The sequence below is a fragment of the Lichenibacterium minor genome (assembly GCF_004137685.1).
GTDB lineage: Bacteria > Pseudomonadota > Alphaproteobacteria > Rhizobiales > Beijerinckiaceae > Lichenihabitans > Lichenihabitans minor.
The window spans coordinates 13,324-31,143 of record NZ_QYBB01000045.1 but is presented as its reverse complement, the minus strand read 5'-3'; the positions used below and the strand labels follow the sequence as shown (position 1 = coordinate 31,143).

12 protein-coding genes and 2 pseudogenes are annotated in these 17,820 nt (G+C 67.8%); 5 read left to right on the top strand and 9 right to left on the bottom strand.

What is annotated here, in order from left to right:
• Positions 1 to 197: pseudogene (locus D3273_RS28875) on the top strand (hypothetical protein); the annotation flags it as partial.
• Positions 198 to 314: 117 nt separating this feature from the next.
• Here the strand turns inward: D3273_RS28875 and D3273_RS23050 are convergent.
• The gene (locus D3273_RS23050) at positions 315 to 560 is read right to left on the bottom strand and encodes a hypothetical protein (RefSeq protein ID WP_129229246.1); all 246 of its coding nucleotides are present in this window, start codon (positions 558 to 560) and stop codon (positions 315 to 317) included.
• A gap of 156 nt (positions 561 to 716) precedes the next feature.
• Between D3273_RS23050 and D3273_RS23045 the strand changes: the two genes are divergently transcribed.
• Together D3273_RS23045 and D3273_RS23040 are read left to right on the top strand one after the other, a co-directional pair.
• The gene (locus tag D3273_RS23045) at positions 717 to 1,025 is read left to right on the top strand and encodes a GAF domain-containing protein (protein WP_165359626.1); all 309 of its coding nucleotides are present in this window, start codon (positions 717 to 719) and stop codon (positions 1,023 to 1,025) included.
• Between the two features lie 140 nt (positions 1,026 to 1,165).
• Positions 1,166 to 3,316 (top strand): putative bifunctional diguanylate cyclase/phosphodiesterase, encoded by a 2,151-nt coding sequence (locus D3273_RS23040; RefSeq protein ID WP_165359625.1) that lies wholly within the window; start codon positions 1,166 to 1,168, stop codon positions 3,314 to 3,316.
• Positions 3,317 to 3,577: 261 nt separating this feature from the next.
• Here D3273_RS23040 and D3273_RS23035 read toward each other — a convergent pair whose 3' ends face one another.
• The 4 genes and pseudogenes from D3273_RS23035 to D3273_RS23020 form a co-directional block, all read right to left on the bottom strand.
• Complete coding sequence (locus D3273_RS23035; RefSeq protein WP_245501345.1) at positions 3,578 to 3,919, bottom strand: response regulator; 342 nt, start codon at positions 3,917 to 3,919, stop codon at positions 3,578 to 3,580.
• A 36-nt stretch (positions 3,920 to 3,955) separates the two neighbouring features.
• The gene (locus tag D3273_RS23030; RefSeq protein WP_165359624.1) at positions 3,956 to 4,492 is read right to left on the bottom strand and encodes a sensor histidine kinase; all 537 of its coding nucleotides are present in this window, start codon (positions 4,490 to 4,492) and stop codon (positions 3,956 to 3,958) included.
• Positions 4,480 to 6,441 carry a GAF domain-containing protein gene (locus tag D3273_RS30035; protein WP_129229241.1) on the bottom strand — a complete coding sequence of 654 codons (1,962 nt, stop codon included), beginning with the start codon at positions 6,439 to 6,441 and terminating at the stop codon, positions 4,480 to 4,482. Before D3273_RS30035 ends, D3273_RS23030 begins: the two co-directional genes overlap by 13 nt.
• A 150-nt stretch (positions 6,442 to 6,591) precedes the next feature.
• Positions 6,592 to 8,079: pseudogene (locus D3273_RS23020) on the bottom strand (hybrid sensor histidine kinase/response regulator); the annotation flags it as partial.
• 455 nt (positions 8,080 to 8,534) lie between these two features.
• Here D3273_RS23020 and D3273_RS23015 point away from each other — a divergent pair.
• Together D3273_RS23015 and D3273_RS23010 are read left to right on the top strand one after the other, a co-directional pair.
• The gene (locus tag D3273_RS23015) at positions 8,535 to 9,692 is read left to right on the top strand and encodes a zinc-binding metallopeptidase family protein (RefSeq protein ID WP_129229239.1); all 1,158 of its coding nucleotides are present in this window, start codon (positions 8,535 to 8,537) and stop codon (positions 9,690 to 9,692) included.
• A 142-nt stretch (positions 9,693 to 9,834) separates the two neighbouring features.
• On the top strand, positions 9,835 to 10,032 hold the full coding sequence (locus tag D3273_RS23010) for a hypothetical protein (RefSeq protein ID WP_129229238.1): 198 nt from the start codon (positions 9,835 to 9,837) through the stop codon (positions 10,030 to 10,032).
• A gap of 123 nt (positions 10,033 to 10,155) precedes the next feature.
• Here D3273_RS23010 and D3273_RS23005 read toward each other — a convergent pair whose 3' ends face one another.
• From D3273_RS23005 to D3273_RS22990, 4 genes are all read right to left on the bottom strand, one after another.
• Positions 10,156 to 13,143, bottom strand: a complete 2,988-nt coding sequence (locus tag D3273_RS23005) for a response regulator (protein WP_129229237.1) — start codon at positions 13,141 to 13,143, stop codon at positions 10,156 to 10,158.
• Positions 13,144 to 13,474: 331 nt separating this feature from the next.
• Entirely contained in the window at positions 13,475 to 16,351 is a 2,877-nt protein-coding gene (locus tag D3273_RS23000; RefSeq protein WP_129229236.1) for a response regulator, read from the bottom strand.
• Positions 16,352 to 16,579: 228 nt separating this feature from the next.
• On the bottom strand, positions 16,580 to 16,870 hold the full coding sequence (locus tag D3273_RS22995) for a hypothetical protein (protein WP_129229235.1): 291 nt from the start codon (positions 16,868 to 16,870) through the stop codon (positions 16,580 to 16,582).
• A 121-nt stretch (positions 16,871 to 16,991) separates the two neighbouring features.
• A complete protein-coding gene (locus tag D3273_RS22990; RefSeq protein ID WP_129229234.1) occupies positions 16,992 to 17,675 on the bottom strand; it encodes a toll/interleukin-1 receptor domain-containing protein in 684 nt (227 codons plus the stop codon).
• Positions 17,676 to 17,820 lie beyond the last annotated feature (145 nt).

Here is a 17,820-nt window from a genome sequence, read left to right as displayed (position 1 = left end):
ACGGCGGGCTCCGCCATATGCGGAGCTCCGCCCGCCGCCCCCGACTCCAAATCTCCACCAGCTCCGTGGACGCTACCGACGCAGACGTGCCGCGGGACGCGCTGAGATCGCTGGTGGACTACGCCGTACTCTGGTCGCCGGTGGCCAGCACGCTCCATGACCCCGTGCACCTGCGGGTCAGCCTGCGCTCGCCCTGACACTGGCGGGCAAATTGCTCGACCAACAGCTTCGCTCAGACCTCGCTCCGCTCCCGTGCGAACGCCCCTTGCCATCGTTCGGTGGGGGGCGAGGTCGAATGGGGAATTTCGGTCCGTTCAGTCGATGAGGCCCAGCTTCCTGGCTTCGGCGACGGCGAATTGGAAAGCGGAACGCCTGACCGCTGACGTGGCCTTGGTCGCCGCCGGCGTATCGGACGGCCGTTGCGGCATGAGCGAGCGAAGGGACAGGGGCTGCGATGTCTCGACCTTGAAACGCCATGCGAGGCCTGTCGGCTGATGGACCACGGCATAGCCGTTCGCACCGACAGCCTCGAAGGCGAAGGTTCCTTCCATGTCGCTCATGCCGTTCCGTTCTCATCGCGTGCATCGTGGCCCTGATGTCACCCACGGCCGAGGGCGGTTTCAAACATGATCGGCGGGACAGGTCCAGGTTGGTCCCGAACAGGGCGTTCGCTGTCCCGGTCTGGAGATGCGCGAGCAAACCCGCGCGACGAGGTGTTGTGCGCCCAAATCGTGCTCGACGAGGGCGCTGTGGTGGTGCCCGACGCCGCTGCGGACCGGCGCTTCGCCGACCTGCTGATGGTGCGCGAAGGCTGCCGTTTCTACGCCGGTACGCCACTCCAAAACTCACTCAGCGGCGCAAATCTCGGCGCGCTCTGCATCGTCGTCGACGCACCACGGCCTGCGTTCGACAAGACGCAGCGTGAAATGTTGGCCGGTCTTGCGCATTTGGTGACCGAGGAATTGGCCCGGCGCATGTCCGCCACGGCCGGTACGGGCCGAAGTGTCGGAGGCAAGGCGGCTTGAGCGACAGGCTTGTCGGCGCACCGGTCCTCCGACAGGTTTGAAAGTCAGGAAAACCTAAGAGGTCGGATGCATCATCCCTCGAACTAGAATCGGAGCAGTCCTTGCGCCTCGCCCCCATACCCGCCGACGAAGAGAGACGCTTGGCGTCCCTGGCCGAGTACGGCCTGGAGCCGGACGACTGCCAGGGCGAGGTAGGCGTCATCATCGACCTCGCGCGCCGACTGTTCGACGTGTCGACCGTGCTCGTCAGCTTCGTCGAGCGCGACCGCGTCATCTTCCCGGCCCGTCTCGGTCTTGACGTCTGCGCCATCGACCGCGGCCCGGCTTTCTGCTCCCATACACTCGTGCAAGCCGGCCCCCTGGTCGTGCTCGACACCAGCCTCGACCCGCGATTCCACGACAATCCATTCGTGATCGACGGCCCACGCGTGCGCTTCTACGCCGGCGCGCCCCTGGTCTCGCCCTCCGGGCATCCGCTCGGCACCCTCTGCCTCCTGGACGGCCGGCCGCGCAACGGCTTCGGTGCGGCCGAGCGGGACAACCTCGCGTCCCTAGCGTCGCTGGTCCTCGACAAGCTGGAATCCCGGCGCTTGGCGCGGGCCGGCGAGGTCAGCCAGAACCGCTTCGAGCAGATCGCCGCGACCTCGCCCGACGGCATCCTGTGCGCGGACCACGACGGCCTGATCACCTTCTGGAACGCCGCAGCCGAGCGCCTGTTCGGCTTCCCCGCCGGCGAGGCTGTCGGCCGCTCGCTCGACCTCATCGTACCGGACCGCATGAAGGGTGGACACGGCGGCGGCCTGCGGCGCGTCGCCGAGGGCGGGGCCCCGCGGCTCGTCGGCCGTTCGGTCGAACTGCCGGCGCAGGGCAAGGACGGGGGCGAGTTCCCCATCGAGCTGTCGCTGTCGATGTGGTGGGATGGCGGGCGGGCCAACTTCGGCGCCATCGTGCGCGACATCAGCGAGCGTCGGAAGGACGAGGAACGCCTGCACCGGCTGGCCCATTTCGACCCACTGACGGAGTTGCCGAACCGCCTCGTCCTACGGCAGCGCGTCGAGGAAGCCACGCGGGGGGCGTTGCCGGCCGCCGTGCTCATCGTCGACCTCGATGGCTTCAAGCACGTCAACGACTACTTCGGCCATTCGGCCGGCGACGGCCTTCTGCGCGACGTCGCCGCCCGTCTGCTCGCCTGCATTCGGCCACGGGACACGGTGGCCCGGCTCGGCGGCGATGAGTTTGCCGTCCTGCTCACCGAGAGCGGCGACGAGCGGGGCGCGACCGAGGTCGCCCGGCGCATCGTGCATGCGATGACCGATGCGTTCGAGGTGGAGGGCCAGCCGGTCAACATGGGGACCAGCGTCGGCGTGGCACTCTATCCGGCTCACGGCGAGACGGCCGACGACCTCATCTCCCACGCCGACCTCGCGCTCTACGACGCCAAGGCGCGTGGGCGGGATCGCCATCGCCTATTCGACGCCGGGCTGAAAGCCGCCTCGGTGCTGCGCAGGACGCTGGAAGTGGAACTCCGGCACGCTGTCGAGCGGGGTGAGTTCGAGCTGTTTTACCAGCCCCAGGTCTGCGCCCGCGAAGGTCACCTGAAGGGCGCCGAGGCGCTGCTACGCTGGTACCATCCCGAACGTGGGCTCCAATTGCCCGGCGCCTTCCTTCCGGCGCTGGAAGGTAGCACGCTTGCGGCGGCAGTCGGCGGCTGGGTGCTGCGCACAGCCTGTCGGCAGGCGGCCCGCTGGCGTGCTGCGGGTGCTCTCGACTTGGTCATGGGCGTGAACCTGTTCGGCGCCCAGTTCCGCAGCGGCGACCTTGCCAAGGTCGTCAGGCAGGCCCTGTCGGACGCAGGGCTGCCGCCCTCGGCCCTGGAACTGGAGATCACTGAAAACATCGTGCTCCAGAACGACGGCGCAGCGCTTCGGACGCTGCGCGAGCTGAAGAGGGAGGGCGTCGGTATTGCATTCGATGATTATGGCACCGGCTTCGCTTCGCTCAGCCTGTTGAAAACCTATCCGGTCACGCGGCTGAAGATCGACCAATCGTTCGTACGCCGGATGACGGACTCGCCGCAGGACGTCACCATCGTGCGTGCGGTCACCATGCTTGCGCGCTCCTTCGGCCTCTCCGTCATAGCAGAGGGCGTGGAGACCATGGAGCAGCGTGACCTCGCCGCCGCCGAGGGCTGCCACGAGATCCAGGGGTACCTCTACGGCCGTCCCATGCCGGCGACGGAGTTCGCGGTCGCCATCGGTATCGGCGAAGTGGGACGGATCCGGGCCGCATGATGATGGACGTCGGGTGGGAACAGTCGCCGACGACGCCACCCTGTCCGTGTGCGGCGACGGGGTATGCTCCCGGCCTACTCCGCACCCATACCCAGGGCGGCTTCGGCCATACCTCTGAGCAGGGATTGGGCCTGACGGAAGCCCTACATCGGATGACGGTCGGACCGAGATAGGGGGGAGCCGATCATCGGCAGGTGCCCGACCCTGCCGCGTTCTTTACCGGCAGGCCGGCTCATTTGCCCCGAGGTCGGAAGCATCAGGTCACGTCGCGAACCGGCGAAGGGTGTCGACGATCCGGATCCGGTCGAAAGGCTTGCCGAGCAGAACCCCTCGATGGGGCAATCCGACGTCCTTCCATGGCTGTGACGAGATCAGCAGCAACTCGATGGGCGGCCAGCGGTCACGGATGGCCAGTGCCATCCTCATGCCGGCCATCGAGCCGCGCATGTCGAGGTCGGTGAACACGGTGCGGATGTCGGCGCGAGCTTCCAGGACGCGGATGGCCTCGTCCACGTCGTGCGCCTCGACGGCCTCGCAGCCAGCCTCCTCGACGAAGTCGACGAGCGAGAGCATCAGGAGCGGGTCGGCTTCGACGACGAGCACGACGGTCGGGGTGGGTGGGTGCCGTGAAGCCATCGATCAGTAAGCCTGGGCCAGTACCTGGGCCAGGGGCACACGGAACTCGGCGCGAAGACCCTTGGGGTCATAACGGATGCCGGCGTCGCGCGTTCCCAGCAGCCCCATGCTGATCAGCTTCGAGCCGAAGCCGGTTCGGCCGCTCGGGACGGAGACCGGCGGGCCGCCGGTCTCCGTCCACTCCAGTACCAACGTCGGCTCCGCCGTCTGCTTGACGTGCCATGCCACTCCAACGTTGCCTTCCTCGACGGAAAGGGAACCGTACTTCAGCGCATTGGTGGCGAGTTCGTGCGTCAACAGCGACAGCGACATGGCGGCGTCGGCACTGACGTCCATGTCAGGTCCCTCGAAGCGGAAGCGGCCGAGATCCGCCTGCATGGCGACGACGCCTTCCATGACGGCACGCATGCGCGCCTTCGACCAGCTCTTCTGTACGAGTGCGTCGTGCGCGCGGGACAGTGCCAGCACGCGCCGGTCGAAGGCCTGCACGAGGTCCCGCTCGGTGACGCCGCGCAGGGTCTGCGTGGCTATGGATTGCACGATGGCGAGGTGTTTTTCCAGTCGATGAGCCAGCTCGCCATTGAGCAGGCGCTGTTGCTCCTCGGCCTCGGCACGGGCGACCGCGGCGCGGGTGCGGTCCGCGACCTCACGCAGGAACTCACCTCGTCGTCGCTCCAGGCGCGGGGGTTGCCGCAGAGCGCAAACAGCAGGCCGACGAAGCGACCGCGTTCCATCACGGGAAGGTTGAGCAGCGCCCGGGACTGCACCGCCGCTAGCCTCTCGGCCGTGGGGGCGGTGCGAGGGTCGGTGCGGACATCGTCGACCATCACGGTCTCTCCGCGCTTGAGCTGTTCGATGTAGCTGCCGTAGGTGCGGAAGTGGTGCTCACCGGCGATGCTGGGCAGTCCGGGCAACCTCCAGTCCTGCTCGACCTCGATGGTCTCCCTGTCGGCATCGACGGTGCAATAGCCAGCGCGGCTGAGGGCCAGCGCTTCCCCGACGACCGCGGCGGCGACGTTGGAGATATCACCTCTACCGGTCACGTCACGGAGGCGGTCACCGAGGCTCAGGATCGCCTCGCGCCGTCGCTCCGCCTCGATCCGGTCCGTCACCTCCAGGAAGAGCACGCCGAAGCGGTCGTCGCCGAGAGGGAAGGCACGACCCTCGTACCACCGTCGCAAGGTGCCGACCTGGCGCGTGAAGGTGGAGGGCTCGCCCGTCCTGACGACGTCGGCGAATTCACCAACCCAGGCGTCCTCGATGCCGGGGATGACCTCGCGAAGTGTTCTGCCGACCACGCTGGCCGGGTCCACGCCGACCAGGGCGCCCCAGGCCGGGTTGACCTCCAGGTGCCGCCAATCGGTGATAGCACCCTCTTGGTCGCGAACGACCTCGGCGATGATAAATCCCTCGCTCAGGCGGTCGAACAGCCCGCGCCAGTAGACGTCCTTGGCCCGGATCTGCGCCGATGCTTCCGCCGCTGCGAGGCCCGCCGTCGCCACACCCGCGAAGAGACCGGCTAATTCCAGGTCGCGCTCGGTGAAGGCGTCGGGTTCGGCCGACTGCAGCTTCAGCACTCCGAGCACCGCGCCGCCGCGGAGTATGGGGGTGACCATCGCCGAGCGAAACCCGAAACGCTCCAGCAAGGCGCGGTGTACGTAGGGGTCAATCGTGGCATCCGCCACCCGCCGCGGGACGCGGCTGGTCGCGCAGTGCCCGGCGAGGCTGCCGTCGAGCGGCACGCGCAGCCCGACGTGCGGGGCGAGGGTTCCCCGGGCCGCGCGGTATTCCAGTTCCGTGCCATCGACCAGTTCGACTACCCCGCCGTCGGCCGCCGGAACGGTGTGCATGGCGCCCTGGACCGCGGCGGCCAGCACGGCGTCGAGGTCGCCATCGGCGGCCGCCATGGCCGCCTGTGCGTCGCGCAACGCTTCCCGGGCCCGGAAACCCTGCCGTTCCTCCTGTCGAACCGCGTCCCGGTGCGCGATGGCCCGGTGCAGCTCCATCTGCGTCATGACCTGGCGAGCCAGGGCCCTGAGGTCGCCGGCCTGCTGAATGGTGAGGCCCTCGGGACGGGGCTCATGGTCGATGACGCAAAGCGTGCCGAGCACCTGTCCTTCCCGCGTCACCAAGGGCGCACCGGCATAGAACCGGATGAAGGGTTCGCCGGTGACCAGCGGATTGGCACTCGTGCGCGGGTCGGCGGTCAGGTCGGGGACGACGAGCAGCCGGTCGGGTTGCGCGAGCGCATGTGCGCAGACGGAAGAGTTGAGGTCGGTCTGGCAGGGTGGGAAATTGGCCCGTGCCTTGAACCACTGGCGGTCACCGGAGACGAGGCTGACCAAAGCCACGGGTGTCGCGCACAGCCGGCACGCGAGATGCACGACGTCGTCGAAGCCCGACTCCGCGGGCGTGTCGAGGATGCCGTAGCTGTCCAGCGCCGCCAAACGTTCGGCGGCGCTGACGCGGGTCGGCCAGTCATCCGTCATTCCGTACGGTCTTCTATCGCGTGATGCTCGAATGTGGGCTGACCTTGCATCACGGCGCGGGGAAAGTCACCGAAGGCATTGACTGCCGGGCGCACGTCGCTTCCCCGCGCAGGTGAACCCACCGCACGGGCGTCGTGCGGCCCGATATGCTCAAGTGGTCGCCCGTCGCAGGGCCGCCGACAGTTGTCCCGCCGAGTACGGCTTGTGCAGCAGGTCGAAGCCATGCGGCCCCTCCTCGGCCAGCACATGGCTGTAACCCGAGGTGAGGACGACCGGCAGGTCGGGATGGCGGCGCCGTATCTCGCGTGCCAGGTCGACCCCGTTCATGCCCGGCATCACCACGTCCGAGAACACGACGTCGTAATCGGGGGATGAAGTGAGCTTGGCCAGCGCATCGTCGGCGTTGGCGACCCAATCGCTCTGATAGCCGAGATCTTCCAGAATCTGCGTCGCGAAGCGTCCGATCTCGACGTTGTCCTCGACGACAAGCACGCGACGCCCGCCCCCGCCGGGAACCGCCTTGCGCCTGGACGACCTCGCTTCCGCCCCGGTCCCATTCGGGACGACATGGGGCAGGTAGAGCGTGAAGGTGGTGCCGCGCCCGGGTCCGCTCTCGACGTCGATGTCGCCTCCGGATTGCTTGGCGAAGCCGAACACCTGGCTGAGCCCGAGACCCGTGCCCTTGCCCACGCCCTTCGTGGTGAAGAACGGCTCGAAGATGTGCGGTAGACGGTCGGGCGCGATGCCCGCGCCCGTGTCGGTCAGCGACACGGCCACGAAGGGGGCCTTGCTGCCCGCGTGGCCGCGGATGGGCGGCAGTGGGCCGCCGTCGTGCACCCGCAAGGTCAGCGTGCCTTCGCCGCCCATGGCGTCGCGGGCGTTGACGGTTATGTTGACCACCGCGGTCTCGAACTGGCTAGCGTCGGCGTGGACGTGGCAAGGCTCCTCGCCGAGGTCGACGACGACCCGGACCCGCGCGCCGGTCACGCTGTCCAGCATCTCGGCGATGGACCCGACTCGCTCCCTGGCGTCGAACACCTCCGGCTTGAGCGCCTGCCGCCGGGCGAACGACAGGAGTTGGCTGGTCAACCTGGCGGCGCGGTCCACCGTGTCGGAGATGGCGTCGAGGTATCGGCGCCGGCGCTCCTCGGCGAGGTTGGGCCGGCGCAGCAGGTCGACGGACGACCGGAGGACGGTGAGCAGATTGTTGAAGTCGTGGGCGACACCTCCGGTGAGCTGGCCCACGACCTCCAGCTTCTGCGACTGGCGCAGGGCTTCCTCGGCTCGCACCTGGTCGGTGACGTCCCGTCCGAAGGCGTAGATGGACCCGTCCTCAATGACCTTGGTCCAGGCGATGCGGCGGTGGTCGCCGTTCCTCGTGCCGAAGCTGATCTGGTGGTCGGCGACATAGCCCTCCCGAGCGAGCACCTCGAAGGCTTCCCTTGCTCCCGGCAGGTCGTCCTCAGCCACGAACGAGACGAGGTTGCGCCCGACCGAATCCAGCGCCGACCAGCCGAGACACCGCGTCCAGCGCGGGTTCACGGCGGTGATGGTGCCGTCCGTGGTGGCGATGACCTTCAGCACGGGTGACAGGTCCCACACCCTGTCCCTTTCCCGACCGGCTCGTACCGGCTCCGAGGCGGCCTGCACCAGCGCCTCCCTGAGCCGTCCGACCTCCGCGGTCAGTTCCGCTTCGCGGTTCCGGAGGCGTTCGATCTCGTCGTCCATCAAGCGTACGCCCATTACCGGGATCAACCCGTCGTTCCGGGAGCGAACGCCCATGGGGCCCATTCGTGCCCGACCACGGGGCCGGATCCATGCCCATCATGTTGGCCGCTGGCGGGATGGAGCCATGCAACCGGTGGGGTGGCGTCCCGCTGCGACGCACCATAGGTCTGGACTGCGCCTACGGGCGTATGCCCTTCTTGGGCGTTTCCTCCCTAGACTTGGGCCGCTTGCCGCGAGGCAGGCGGCCTCTTTGTTTCGGGGCCTGGGACGGTCAGGTGAGTGGCCGTCGCCCTACGTCCGTGCCCGTCCCTGGACGGGAACGCATCTTGCCCGGCATGGGAGCCGAGTTTGGATCTCTCCCCGCCATGAAGCTCTTCGATTGCCAGGTCTGCGACCAGACGCTCCACTTCGAGAACATGCACTGCGAGGGCTGCGGGCATAGGCTGGGGTACGTCCCCGAGGACCGCGACCTGCATGCCGTCGTGCCGGTCGAGACAGGGGCGACGCAGACCTGGCATGTTGTCGGGGATACCACTCGCACCTTCGCCATCTGCGGCAACGCGCAGCACGACGCCTGCAACTGGCTGCTCTCGCCGGGGGAGGGTGACGGCCTCTGCCTCGCGTGCCGCCACAACAACACGATCCCCAACCTGTCGAAGCCGGGCAACCTCGACCTTTGGCGGCTGATGGAAGCGGCCAAGCGTCGGCTGTTCCACACCCTTATCGAGCTGAAGCTGCCCATCGTGTCGCGCGAGGAGGACCCCGAGCGGGGCCTCGTCTTCGAGTTCAGGTCGGATCCGGCGACCGGGCCCAAGGTGATGACCGGGCACAACAAGGGGCGGATCACCATCGCCATCGCCGAAGCCGACGACGCCGAACGGGAGCGCCGCCGCAAGGCCCTGCGAGAGCCCTACCGCACCCTGCTCGGCCACTTCCGGCATGAGGTCGCCCACTATTACTGGGACCGCCTGGTCCGGGGCACACCGGCCCTGGAACCGTGCCGGGCGACGTTCGGCGACGAACGCGCGAGCTACAAGGACGCGCTGAAGCGACACTACCGTCAGGGGCCGCCCGCAGGCTGGCGAGACCACTTCGTCAGCGCCTACGCCACCATGCATCCTTGGGAAGACTTCGCCGAGACGTTCGCCCACTACCTCCACATCGTGGACACGCTGGACACCGCCGGGGCGTTCGGGGTGGCCATCCACCCGCGTGACGTCGTCCAAGGCGATGCGCTGGCGGTCGCGGTGGACTTCCGCCCCGAGCAGGCCGACAGCGTCGTCCCGCTCGTGCAGGCGTGGTTGCCGCTCACCTTCGCCTTCAACAGCCTGAACCGGTCCATGGGACTCGGGGACCTCTATCCCTTCGTGCTCAATCCCGCGGTCGTCGCGAAGCTCGGGTTCATCCACGACCTCGTCCGCGGCAGGGTCGGCGGCGAGCAGCCCTTGCAGCCGGTCGTCGAGCGCGTCGCGCCCGTGCCGGAGAACGTCCCGCCGGGGCCGCCGCCCGAGGTCGAAATCTGAGGAGGCTTTGGACAGGCAAAGTTCACCCGTGGGGAGCGTAAGGCCAGCCTGCGACATGCAGACGGCTTCCGGTCGGCACCCATCGGCCCGGTCGGCGGTTGTCGCGGTAAGACCATCCGCGATGTGCAGGGGAGAGGCGACGATGAGCATGCCAGGACCGACGCCGACTGGTCCCGTGCCGGCCGAGCCCTTCCCGATGCCGGGGACGACCCCGAACCCGCCCGAGGTGCCGGACGTGCCAACGCCGGTCGAGAATCCGGTGAACCAGTCCGACATGATCGACCCCGGCGTCAGGATGCCCGGCGTCCCCGGCTTGACGGGCGGCCCCATGGTGGCCTGACCTGGGCTTGGTCTGAACCCGAATGTGACCCGAGGATATTGGATCCGGGCGATCATGCGGCAAAAGATGGCCTATCGGTGAGACGGACCAAAGTCATGCGGCCGGTGGCCGATATGGCCCTTTTCAAGCGCGATGCGCCAATCCGGTAAGTCGCTCGGTGATCGCACGTAGGCTTATGTCGCCCTTGTTGAGGATCTGGCTGGCACCTCGCAACATGCCGCGATCCTCGCGGGTCAGGTCCTTGGCCGTCAACACTACCACGGGCACGTCGGCGCAGCCCGGGACAGCCCGGAACTCTTTGAGGAAGTCGAAACCGTCCATCACCGGCATCTGGAGGTCCAGCAGGACGACTTCGGGTCTGCGCAGGGCCACTTGTTCAAGCGCCTCGCGCCCGTTCCCGGCATCCGCAACGGTCCAGCCCTCATCCTCAAGGAGGGAACGAACATGGAGGCGTAGGTTGGCATCGTCCTCGACGATCAGCACACCCCCTTCTGAGCTTCTGAAACCCGCCATGACTTGGGTCAGCCGGTCCCGTCGGACGGGTTTCAGCATGTAGTCAGCGGCGCCCAGCGACGCTGCCAGGCCCTTGTCGTCTACCGAGGATACCATCACCACCGGGATGGCTGCGAGTTCCGGGTCCGACTTCAGCTCGCTGAGGACCGACCAACCGTCGATTCCGGGAAGCATGACGTCGAGCAGGATAGCCCGGGGCCGCAGGGAGCGCACCGCATCCAGCCCGCTGTGTCCGTCGCCGGCGGCCTGCACGGCGAAGCCCTCGCGTTCCAGAAAACGGGACAGGAGCGTGCGCTGGTCGGCATCGTCATCGATCACCAGCACGAGGTCGCGCCGGTCGGTCGAGGTCGTCGGGGAGGACGAGAGGGCGTCGGACGGAACATCGGTGACGGGGGCGTGGTTGGAGGGGACCTCGAAGGTGAACGTACTGCCCCGCCCCTCTACGCTCTCGACCGTGACCGTGCCGCCCAGCATGTCGGCGAAGGCCTTGGTGATGGACAGGCCGAGGCCAGTCCCGCCGAAGCGTCGCGTCGTCGACTGGTCCGCCTGGGTGAAGCGCTGGAACAGCTTATTCACCTGTTCAGGCGTCATGCCGATGCCGGTGTCCGCTAAACTGAACGAGAGCCTGTCGAGACCGTCCTGTCCCTGACGACGCACGGCCGCGATGGTGATGGTGCCTCCCTCTGTGAACTTAGCGGCGTTGCCGACGAGGTTCAGCACGACCTGGCGGACCTTGGTCAGATCCGACCGCATGGTGCCGAGGTCGGGCGACAGGCGGAGTTCCAGCCTGTTGCCCTTCTTGGCCACGACGCTGCCGACGGTCGCCGCAAGGTCCCGAAGCAGGGGCTCCACGGCGAACTCCTCGACGTAGACCTCCATCTTGCCGCTCTCGACCTTGCTGAGGTCGAGGACATCGTTGATGAGGCCAAGCAGATGGCGGGCGTTGCCCTCGATCCGGCCCACGTCGGTGGTCAGCTCCGACGCCTCGGCCCCGTCCTGGATCTCCTCCTGCAGCATCTCGGAATAGCCGATGATGGCCGACAGCGGTGTGCGCAGCTCGTGGCTCATGTTGGCCAGGAAGGTGCTCTTGGCCCGGCTCGCCCCCTCGGCCGCGTCGCGGGCCGCCGCCAGGGCCTGCTCGGACCGCTTGCGGACGTCGATGTCAGACATAACCACGACGGCGCCCACAAGTGCCCCGTCGCGCCCCTGCATTGGCGCGCACGAAAAGTCGATCCATGCGCGTCGCCCATCCCCGCGAACGTAGTCCACCTCGGTCTCAGCGAACGCCTCGTCGCCGCGGACGACCCTGGCCAAGGGCCAATCGCCGGGTGCCACCTGCCGACCGTCCTCGTGGAAGGCGACCCAACGTTCGACGTCCTCCCCGGGCCGTGCCGGCATGACGCCGTGTCCGAGGATGGCTTCGGCACGGACGTTGTGATCGATGACGCGACCTGACGGGGCCTCAGCGATGAGGACGCCGACCGGCAGGGTGTCGAGCACCGCCCTGAGGGTCGCCTCGCCGCTGCGGACTCGCTCCTCCGATAGTTTGGCCGCCGTGACGTCCGACACCGCTACGCCGACGCCCCCGCCGGTGTCCTCGGATCCCTTCAGCGGGTAGAAGCCGAGATTTAGGTACCGCGTGCCGCCCGCTGCCGCGGCGTCGGGAACGGCAACCTCGATGTCCGTGCTGACGGTCCCCGTCCGAAGCGCGGCGTCGACGTGGGGACGGATCCGGGTCTCAAGCGCAGGATGCCTGGCCCAGAGTGGGTCACCGACGCCCGCCAGCACGCCGCCGGCCGCCATCCGCGACAGGGCCGCGTTCATGTGCCGGACCGTGAGGTCCCTGCCGAGAAAGCCGAGCCCCACCGGCGCGTTGCCGAGCACGTCGTCCAGCGTCTCGCGGCTGCGCTGGCTGTCGCGACGACGGACGAGCGCCAGCCGCGTCAGCAGGGCGACGGCCGCCGTGGCGCAGGCGAGCGATAGCACGCCCAGGATGCGCGAGCGCCAGCGGTCGGCGTCCTCGATGCGCGCCGTCTCCGCGTTGGCACGGACGTCGGCGTCACGCTTCGCCGCGAGGATGGCCTCCATCAGGCGCCGTCCCTCCCCGGTGCCGACCAGAGCGATGGCCGCATCGGTACCCTGGTCACGCCGGACGTCCACGACGCGCTGGAAGAACGCCCGCTCGCTCGTCACCAAACCCCGGAGAGGGGCCAGCGCCGCGGCGGCTCCATTGGTCCTCCGCATGCCGAGGGCGGCCAGCCCGTCGAGGTCCATGTCGATCTGCGGTAGCGCGTCCTCGTAGGGCCGGAGATACTCTTCGCGGCCGGTCAGGACGTACCCCCGCTCGCCGATCTCCAGGTCTTTCATGGCCGACACGAGGTGGTCGCTGCGGACGATGAAGCTGCGTTGGCGCCTGGCGTCCGCCTGCGAGTCTTGACCTGCGACATAGTTCCAGCTGCCAGCCAGCACCGCGACGACGAGCAGTGCGCACGCCACCGGGATTATCGAGGAGATGGCCAGCGAGGAAACCCGATGCCATCCAACAAGGCGCCCGTTCGTATCCTCGTCGTGCAATGTGTCCGCGCCGTGCCTCGTCATCGAGTGTTCTTCCGGTGTCGCTGCTCGGGATGACCGTTTCGGCTGTGCGATGTCCTTCGGGACGTCCACGAAACCGAGACCTAACGCAGACAGGATCTATCATAGCGTCACAGGTGCCGTGGCCACCATCCAGGGGCGGCAAACGGCGGCTACGGCAGAAGGTGGCCGACACCGGTGCAGTCTGGCGCGTGCTGGACGTGGACGACAAGGGCGTCGCCGGTATCGGCTTGGGGGCCCAGACAGGATAGCGATATTGGAGTCCCGTGCGACGCTCTACATCGGGTATCGAGGGAGCGGTCGGGTACCCCCTCGCGCCGGCAATGCGAGGAGTCTATCCCTGCGCGACAAGGCGGTGCAGGCGTTCGGCTATGGCGCGGAGGCTGTCGTCGCCCTTGTGCAGGATCTGGTTGGCACCGGCTAGCCGGCGCCGGTCCTCTCGCGTCAGGTCCAACGCCGTGAGCACCACCACCGGGAGGTCGACGCAGTCGGGGCGGCCCCGCAGGTGCTGCAGGAAGGTGAACCCGTCCATCACCGGCATGGTCAGGTCGAGCAGGATCACCCCTGGCCGGCCCGCCTCCACCCTGTCGAGGCCCTCCCGCCCGTTCTCCGCCTCGATCACGCCCCAGCCGTCCTTTTCCAGGAACGCGCGCAGGCGCTGCCGCGTGTCGGCGTCGTCGTCGACCACGAGCACCGTCTCCTCGGGCGGGCGGAAGCGGTCCATGATGGCCTTGAAGTGGTCCCAGCGAACCGGTTTCTGCACGTAGCCGGTGGCGCCCAGCGCCGCGGCCAGGCCGCGCTGCTCGACCGAGGTCACCATCACCACCGGGATGTCGGCCATGTCGGCGTCCGCCTTGAGCATGCCCAGCACCGACCACCCGTCGATGCCGGGCATCATCACGTCGAGCAGGATGGCCCGGGGATGAAGCGAACGCGCCATTTCGAGTCCCTTGCGCCCGTCCGGTGCGACCTGGACTCGGAAGCCCTCCCGCTTAAGGAACCGCGTCATGAGGGCGCGCTGGTCGGGGTCGTCGTCAATCACCAGGACGAGATCCAGGCTCGCGTCGCTGGCCTCGGCGCCATCCGAAGCCTCGTCACCGGGCAGGACGGCATCGTCCGTACCGGCGTCAACGAGAGTCGAGGGCAGCCGAACGGTGAAGCTGGTGCCCTTACCCTCAGTGCTCTCGACCGACACTGTTCCGTTCAGCATGTCGGCGAACGCCTTGGTCAGCGACAGGCCGAGACCCGTGCCGCCGAACCTGCGCGTCGTCGAGCTGTCGGCCTGCTGGAAGCGCTGGAAAAGCTTCTCCAACTGCTCCGGCGTCATGCCGATGCCCGTGTCGGACACGCGCAGGCAGACGCGGGGCTCCGCTTCCCCGACCTCGCGCCACGCCGCCAAGGTTATGGTCCCGCGCTCGGTGAACTTGGCGGCGTTGCCCAGAAGGTTGAGGAGCACCTGCCGGACCTTGGTGAGGTCGGAATGCATGGTGCCGAGGTCCGGCGCGAGGTCGAGGCGGAGGCTGTTGCCCTTCTTGCCGACCAGGGTCTGCACGGTGTCGGCCACCTCCCGCACGGCGGTCACCACGTCGAACTCCTCGGCGTAGACTTCCATCTTGCCGCTCTCGACCTTGCTGAGGTCAAGCACGTCGTTGATGAGGCCGAGCAGGTGGCGGGCGTTGCCCTCGATCTTGCGCATGTCGCCGGCGAGGTCGGCCGCATCGGCGCCGTCCTCGACCTCCTCCAGCATCATCTCGCTGTAGCCGATGATGGCGGACAACGGCGTGCGCAACTCGTGGCTCATGTTGGCGATGAAGGTTGATTTTGCGACGTTCGCCTCCTCAGCCGCGACCTTCGCATCGCCCAGCTCGCGCTCGGCCGCCTTGCGCTCCTCGATGTCGATGGCAACGACGAGCACTGTGCGCCGCCCCGCCACCGCCGGGATGGCGCTCTTGGTGTTGGCAACCCACAGCGTCGTGTCGTCCGGCCTGAGCAGGCGTTTCTCCACCGTTGCCGGCTCGCCCGCGGCGGCGGCCTGCCGGAGGGCCGCCTCGCTCACTGCGCGGTCGTCCGGGAAGGTGATATCGCGCATGCGCAAGCGCAGCAGCTCCTCGGGCCGGCGCCCCGCCATGGCGCAGAAGCGGTGGTTGACGGACAGGAACCGCCCGTCTGCGTCCAGCTCCGCGAAGCCCGCGCCTGTCTGCTGGAAGATGCCGGTGAGGTGGGCCTCGCTGTCGCGCAGGGCTCGCTCGGCGCGAGCCCGCTCGACGGCGTCCCACACCCGCGCGGCGACGCCCTCGATCAACGCCACGTCGTCGGCAGTCCAGCGTCGAGGCTCGCGCTGGTTGACGAACAGGCTCGCCGCCAGGTCGCCGTCGCGCAGCATGGGCACGGACACGAAGGCGCGGGTGTCGATGGCCGTCCAGGGCACGGCGTCGAAGGCGGGGTCGGCCAGCACGTCGTCGCAATGACTGGTGTCGCCCCCGCGTTGGCGGGACACCGAGGCCTTGCCGAAGTCGCGTAGCGGGAACGTCCCGGCGACAGGGGCCACACCATCGGTGTACCCGGTCGCCAGGACCACGCTGGTCCCGTCCGGCTGCACCTCGCCGTAGCCGACGCGGTTGACCCCGAGATGCCTCCCCAGGGCGTCCACGGCGGCGCCGACGATAGCCTCGGGGTCGTCCAGGCTCCGCAAGCCTTCCTCCAGCGCCAGGCGGAACCCCTGGCGGCGTTCGGCCAGCACCTGTTCGGTCGTCTCGGCGCACGGGCAGAAGAAGCCGCGGACCTCGCCGTCGTCGTCGTAGACCGGGGTGTAGGAGAAGGCGAAGTGCGCCTCCGGACTCCGGCCCTCGCGGTCCACCATGAGCGAGATGTCGTCCATGTGGACCGGCTCGCCGGCGAGCACCTGGTCCACCAAGGGCTGAAGGTCCTCACGGATCTCCCCCCAGACCCGCATGAACGGGGCCCCGAGCGCGTCGGGGTGCTTGCTGCCGAGCAGCTCGACGTAGCTGTCGTTGTACAGCATCGTCAGGTCCGGCCCCCAGACGACCAGCATGGGCTGCTTCGCGGCCAGCGAGACCCTGACCAGCGTCCGCAACGGCGATGGCCAGGACTGCACCGGTCCCAGGGGCGTCGTCGTCCAATCGAAGGCGCGGATGCGGTCCCCCATGACCCCGCCGCCGCGCAGCACGGCGCGCTCACCCTTCGTCGCCATGGTACATCCGCCTACCAACACCTCGCCGATCTACATACCCCCGTGTGTGGCCGGGTGGCTACCGAGGGCGCCCAGCTTCGCAATGGGTTCGGTTCCGCTCATCGGAGTAAGGCGCCCCGAAGTTGGACCACGTCCGCACCTGCTGCAGGGTCGCTGTTACAAGCGCTCCCGGGTGCCACCCTTGAACTCGGTCAGGTCAGGGCGGCAAGCGCAAAGTGCAGGCCCCGACTATTCCTTTGAAACCAGCCTGAGGCGCACGGGATGGAACTCGTCGACCTGGCCGCACCATTCCCGGAGGTCTCCTGACCAGTGGTCGCGAATGACGCCCCAATTAGCAGGATCGACGGCGTCAGCGCTCCAGTTGTCGTTCGACGGAACCCAGCGCGCGTTCAGCCGCGCGTCGACTTCGAGGAACTCCGCAGCCGTAATATCGTCGCGGAACTCCTCGAACTCGCTGTAGTCGATTTCCCGTAGGTGCGTGCCATGGGGTCCATCGAAGCCTCCCGCGCTGTGAGGCACTCCCATGAGCCTGACGGTTGAACAGACGATCCCATGAACAGGAGCAATGCCGACCGCGTCGTTGATCGCCAGTCAACTTTCCGGTCGAACCACTGGTCCTCGGGGTCTGGATGGGCAACGTTCAGGCGGGGGACTTCCGTCTACGGATGTCCCTTGATGCCGTAGCTGGGCTCCTCGTGACCTTGGCGCCAGTCGGTTGAGCCCTCTTCTTTGGGACAGCCTTCGCCGCAGGTTTCAGGTCGGGCTTCTTCGCCTTCGGCGGACTAACCGGCTTGACCACCTTGGCGGCACCTACCCTTGTGGGCAAGGCTTTCGATGCCGTTCGCGCCTTCGCCGCAGACGACACGCGCTCGCGCTGACTGGCCTCGGCCAGCTTCACGACTCGCCGTACGCCGTTGACGATGTCCTCGAACGCCGAGTCACGGTTCCCCCATGTCGTCACCTCCTTGCCGTCTTCGGGCAACGCCTTGTAGTGCCCCATGCGGGTGTGCTTCCAGCCGCAGGGCCGGATGACGGCGACGACGACGTGCATGGTCTTCCGAGCGGCCCGGCGTAGGGCGTACTGATATTCCTTCACAAAGCAGTAGCTCGAATGGAGGTACTCTGGGCTGGCAAGGGCGACGAAGACCTCGGCATCGCGCAGTTCGCGCTTGATTGAGTCATTGAGGCCTTGCCCCGGGTCGATGTCGCCGTCGAAAAAGGTCTCGATGATGCCGTCACGCTTGAGCACGGCGAGATGGACCTCAAGCTTATGCCTGAAGGCGGCGTCCTTGTGGGAATAAGATATGAACACCCGCACCGGCATGCGACCCCAACCTTTCCGACTGGACGTGTCGGGGCCCCCGTGGGCCACATCGTCCGGGTTGTCCTGATATAGTCGTGATGTCCAAGGCTATTAACCCTAGACCCATTGCCCGTCCGAAGTATGCTTGATTCGGAACGCGCTGCGG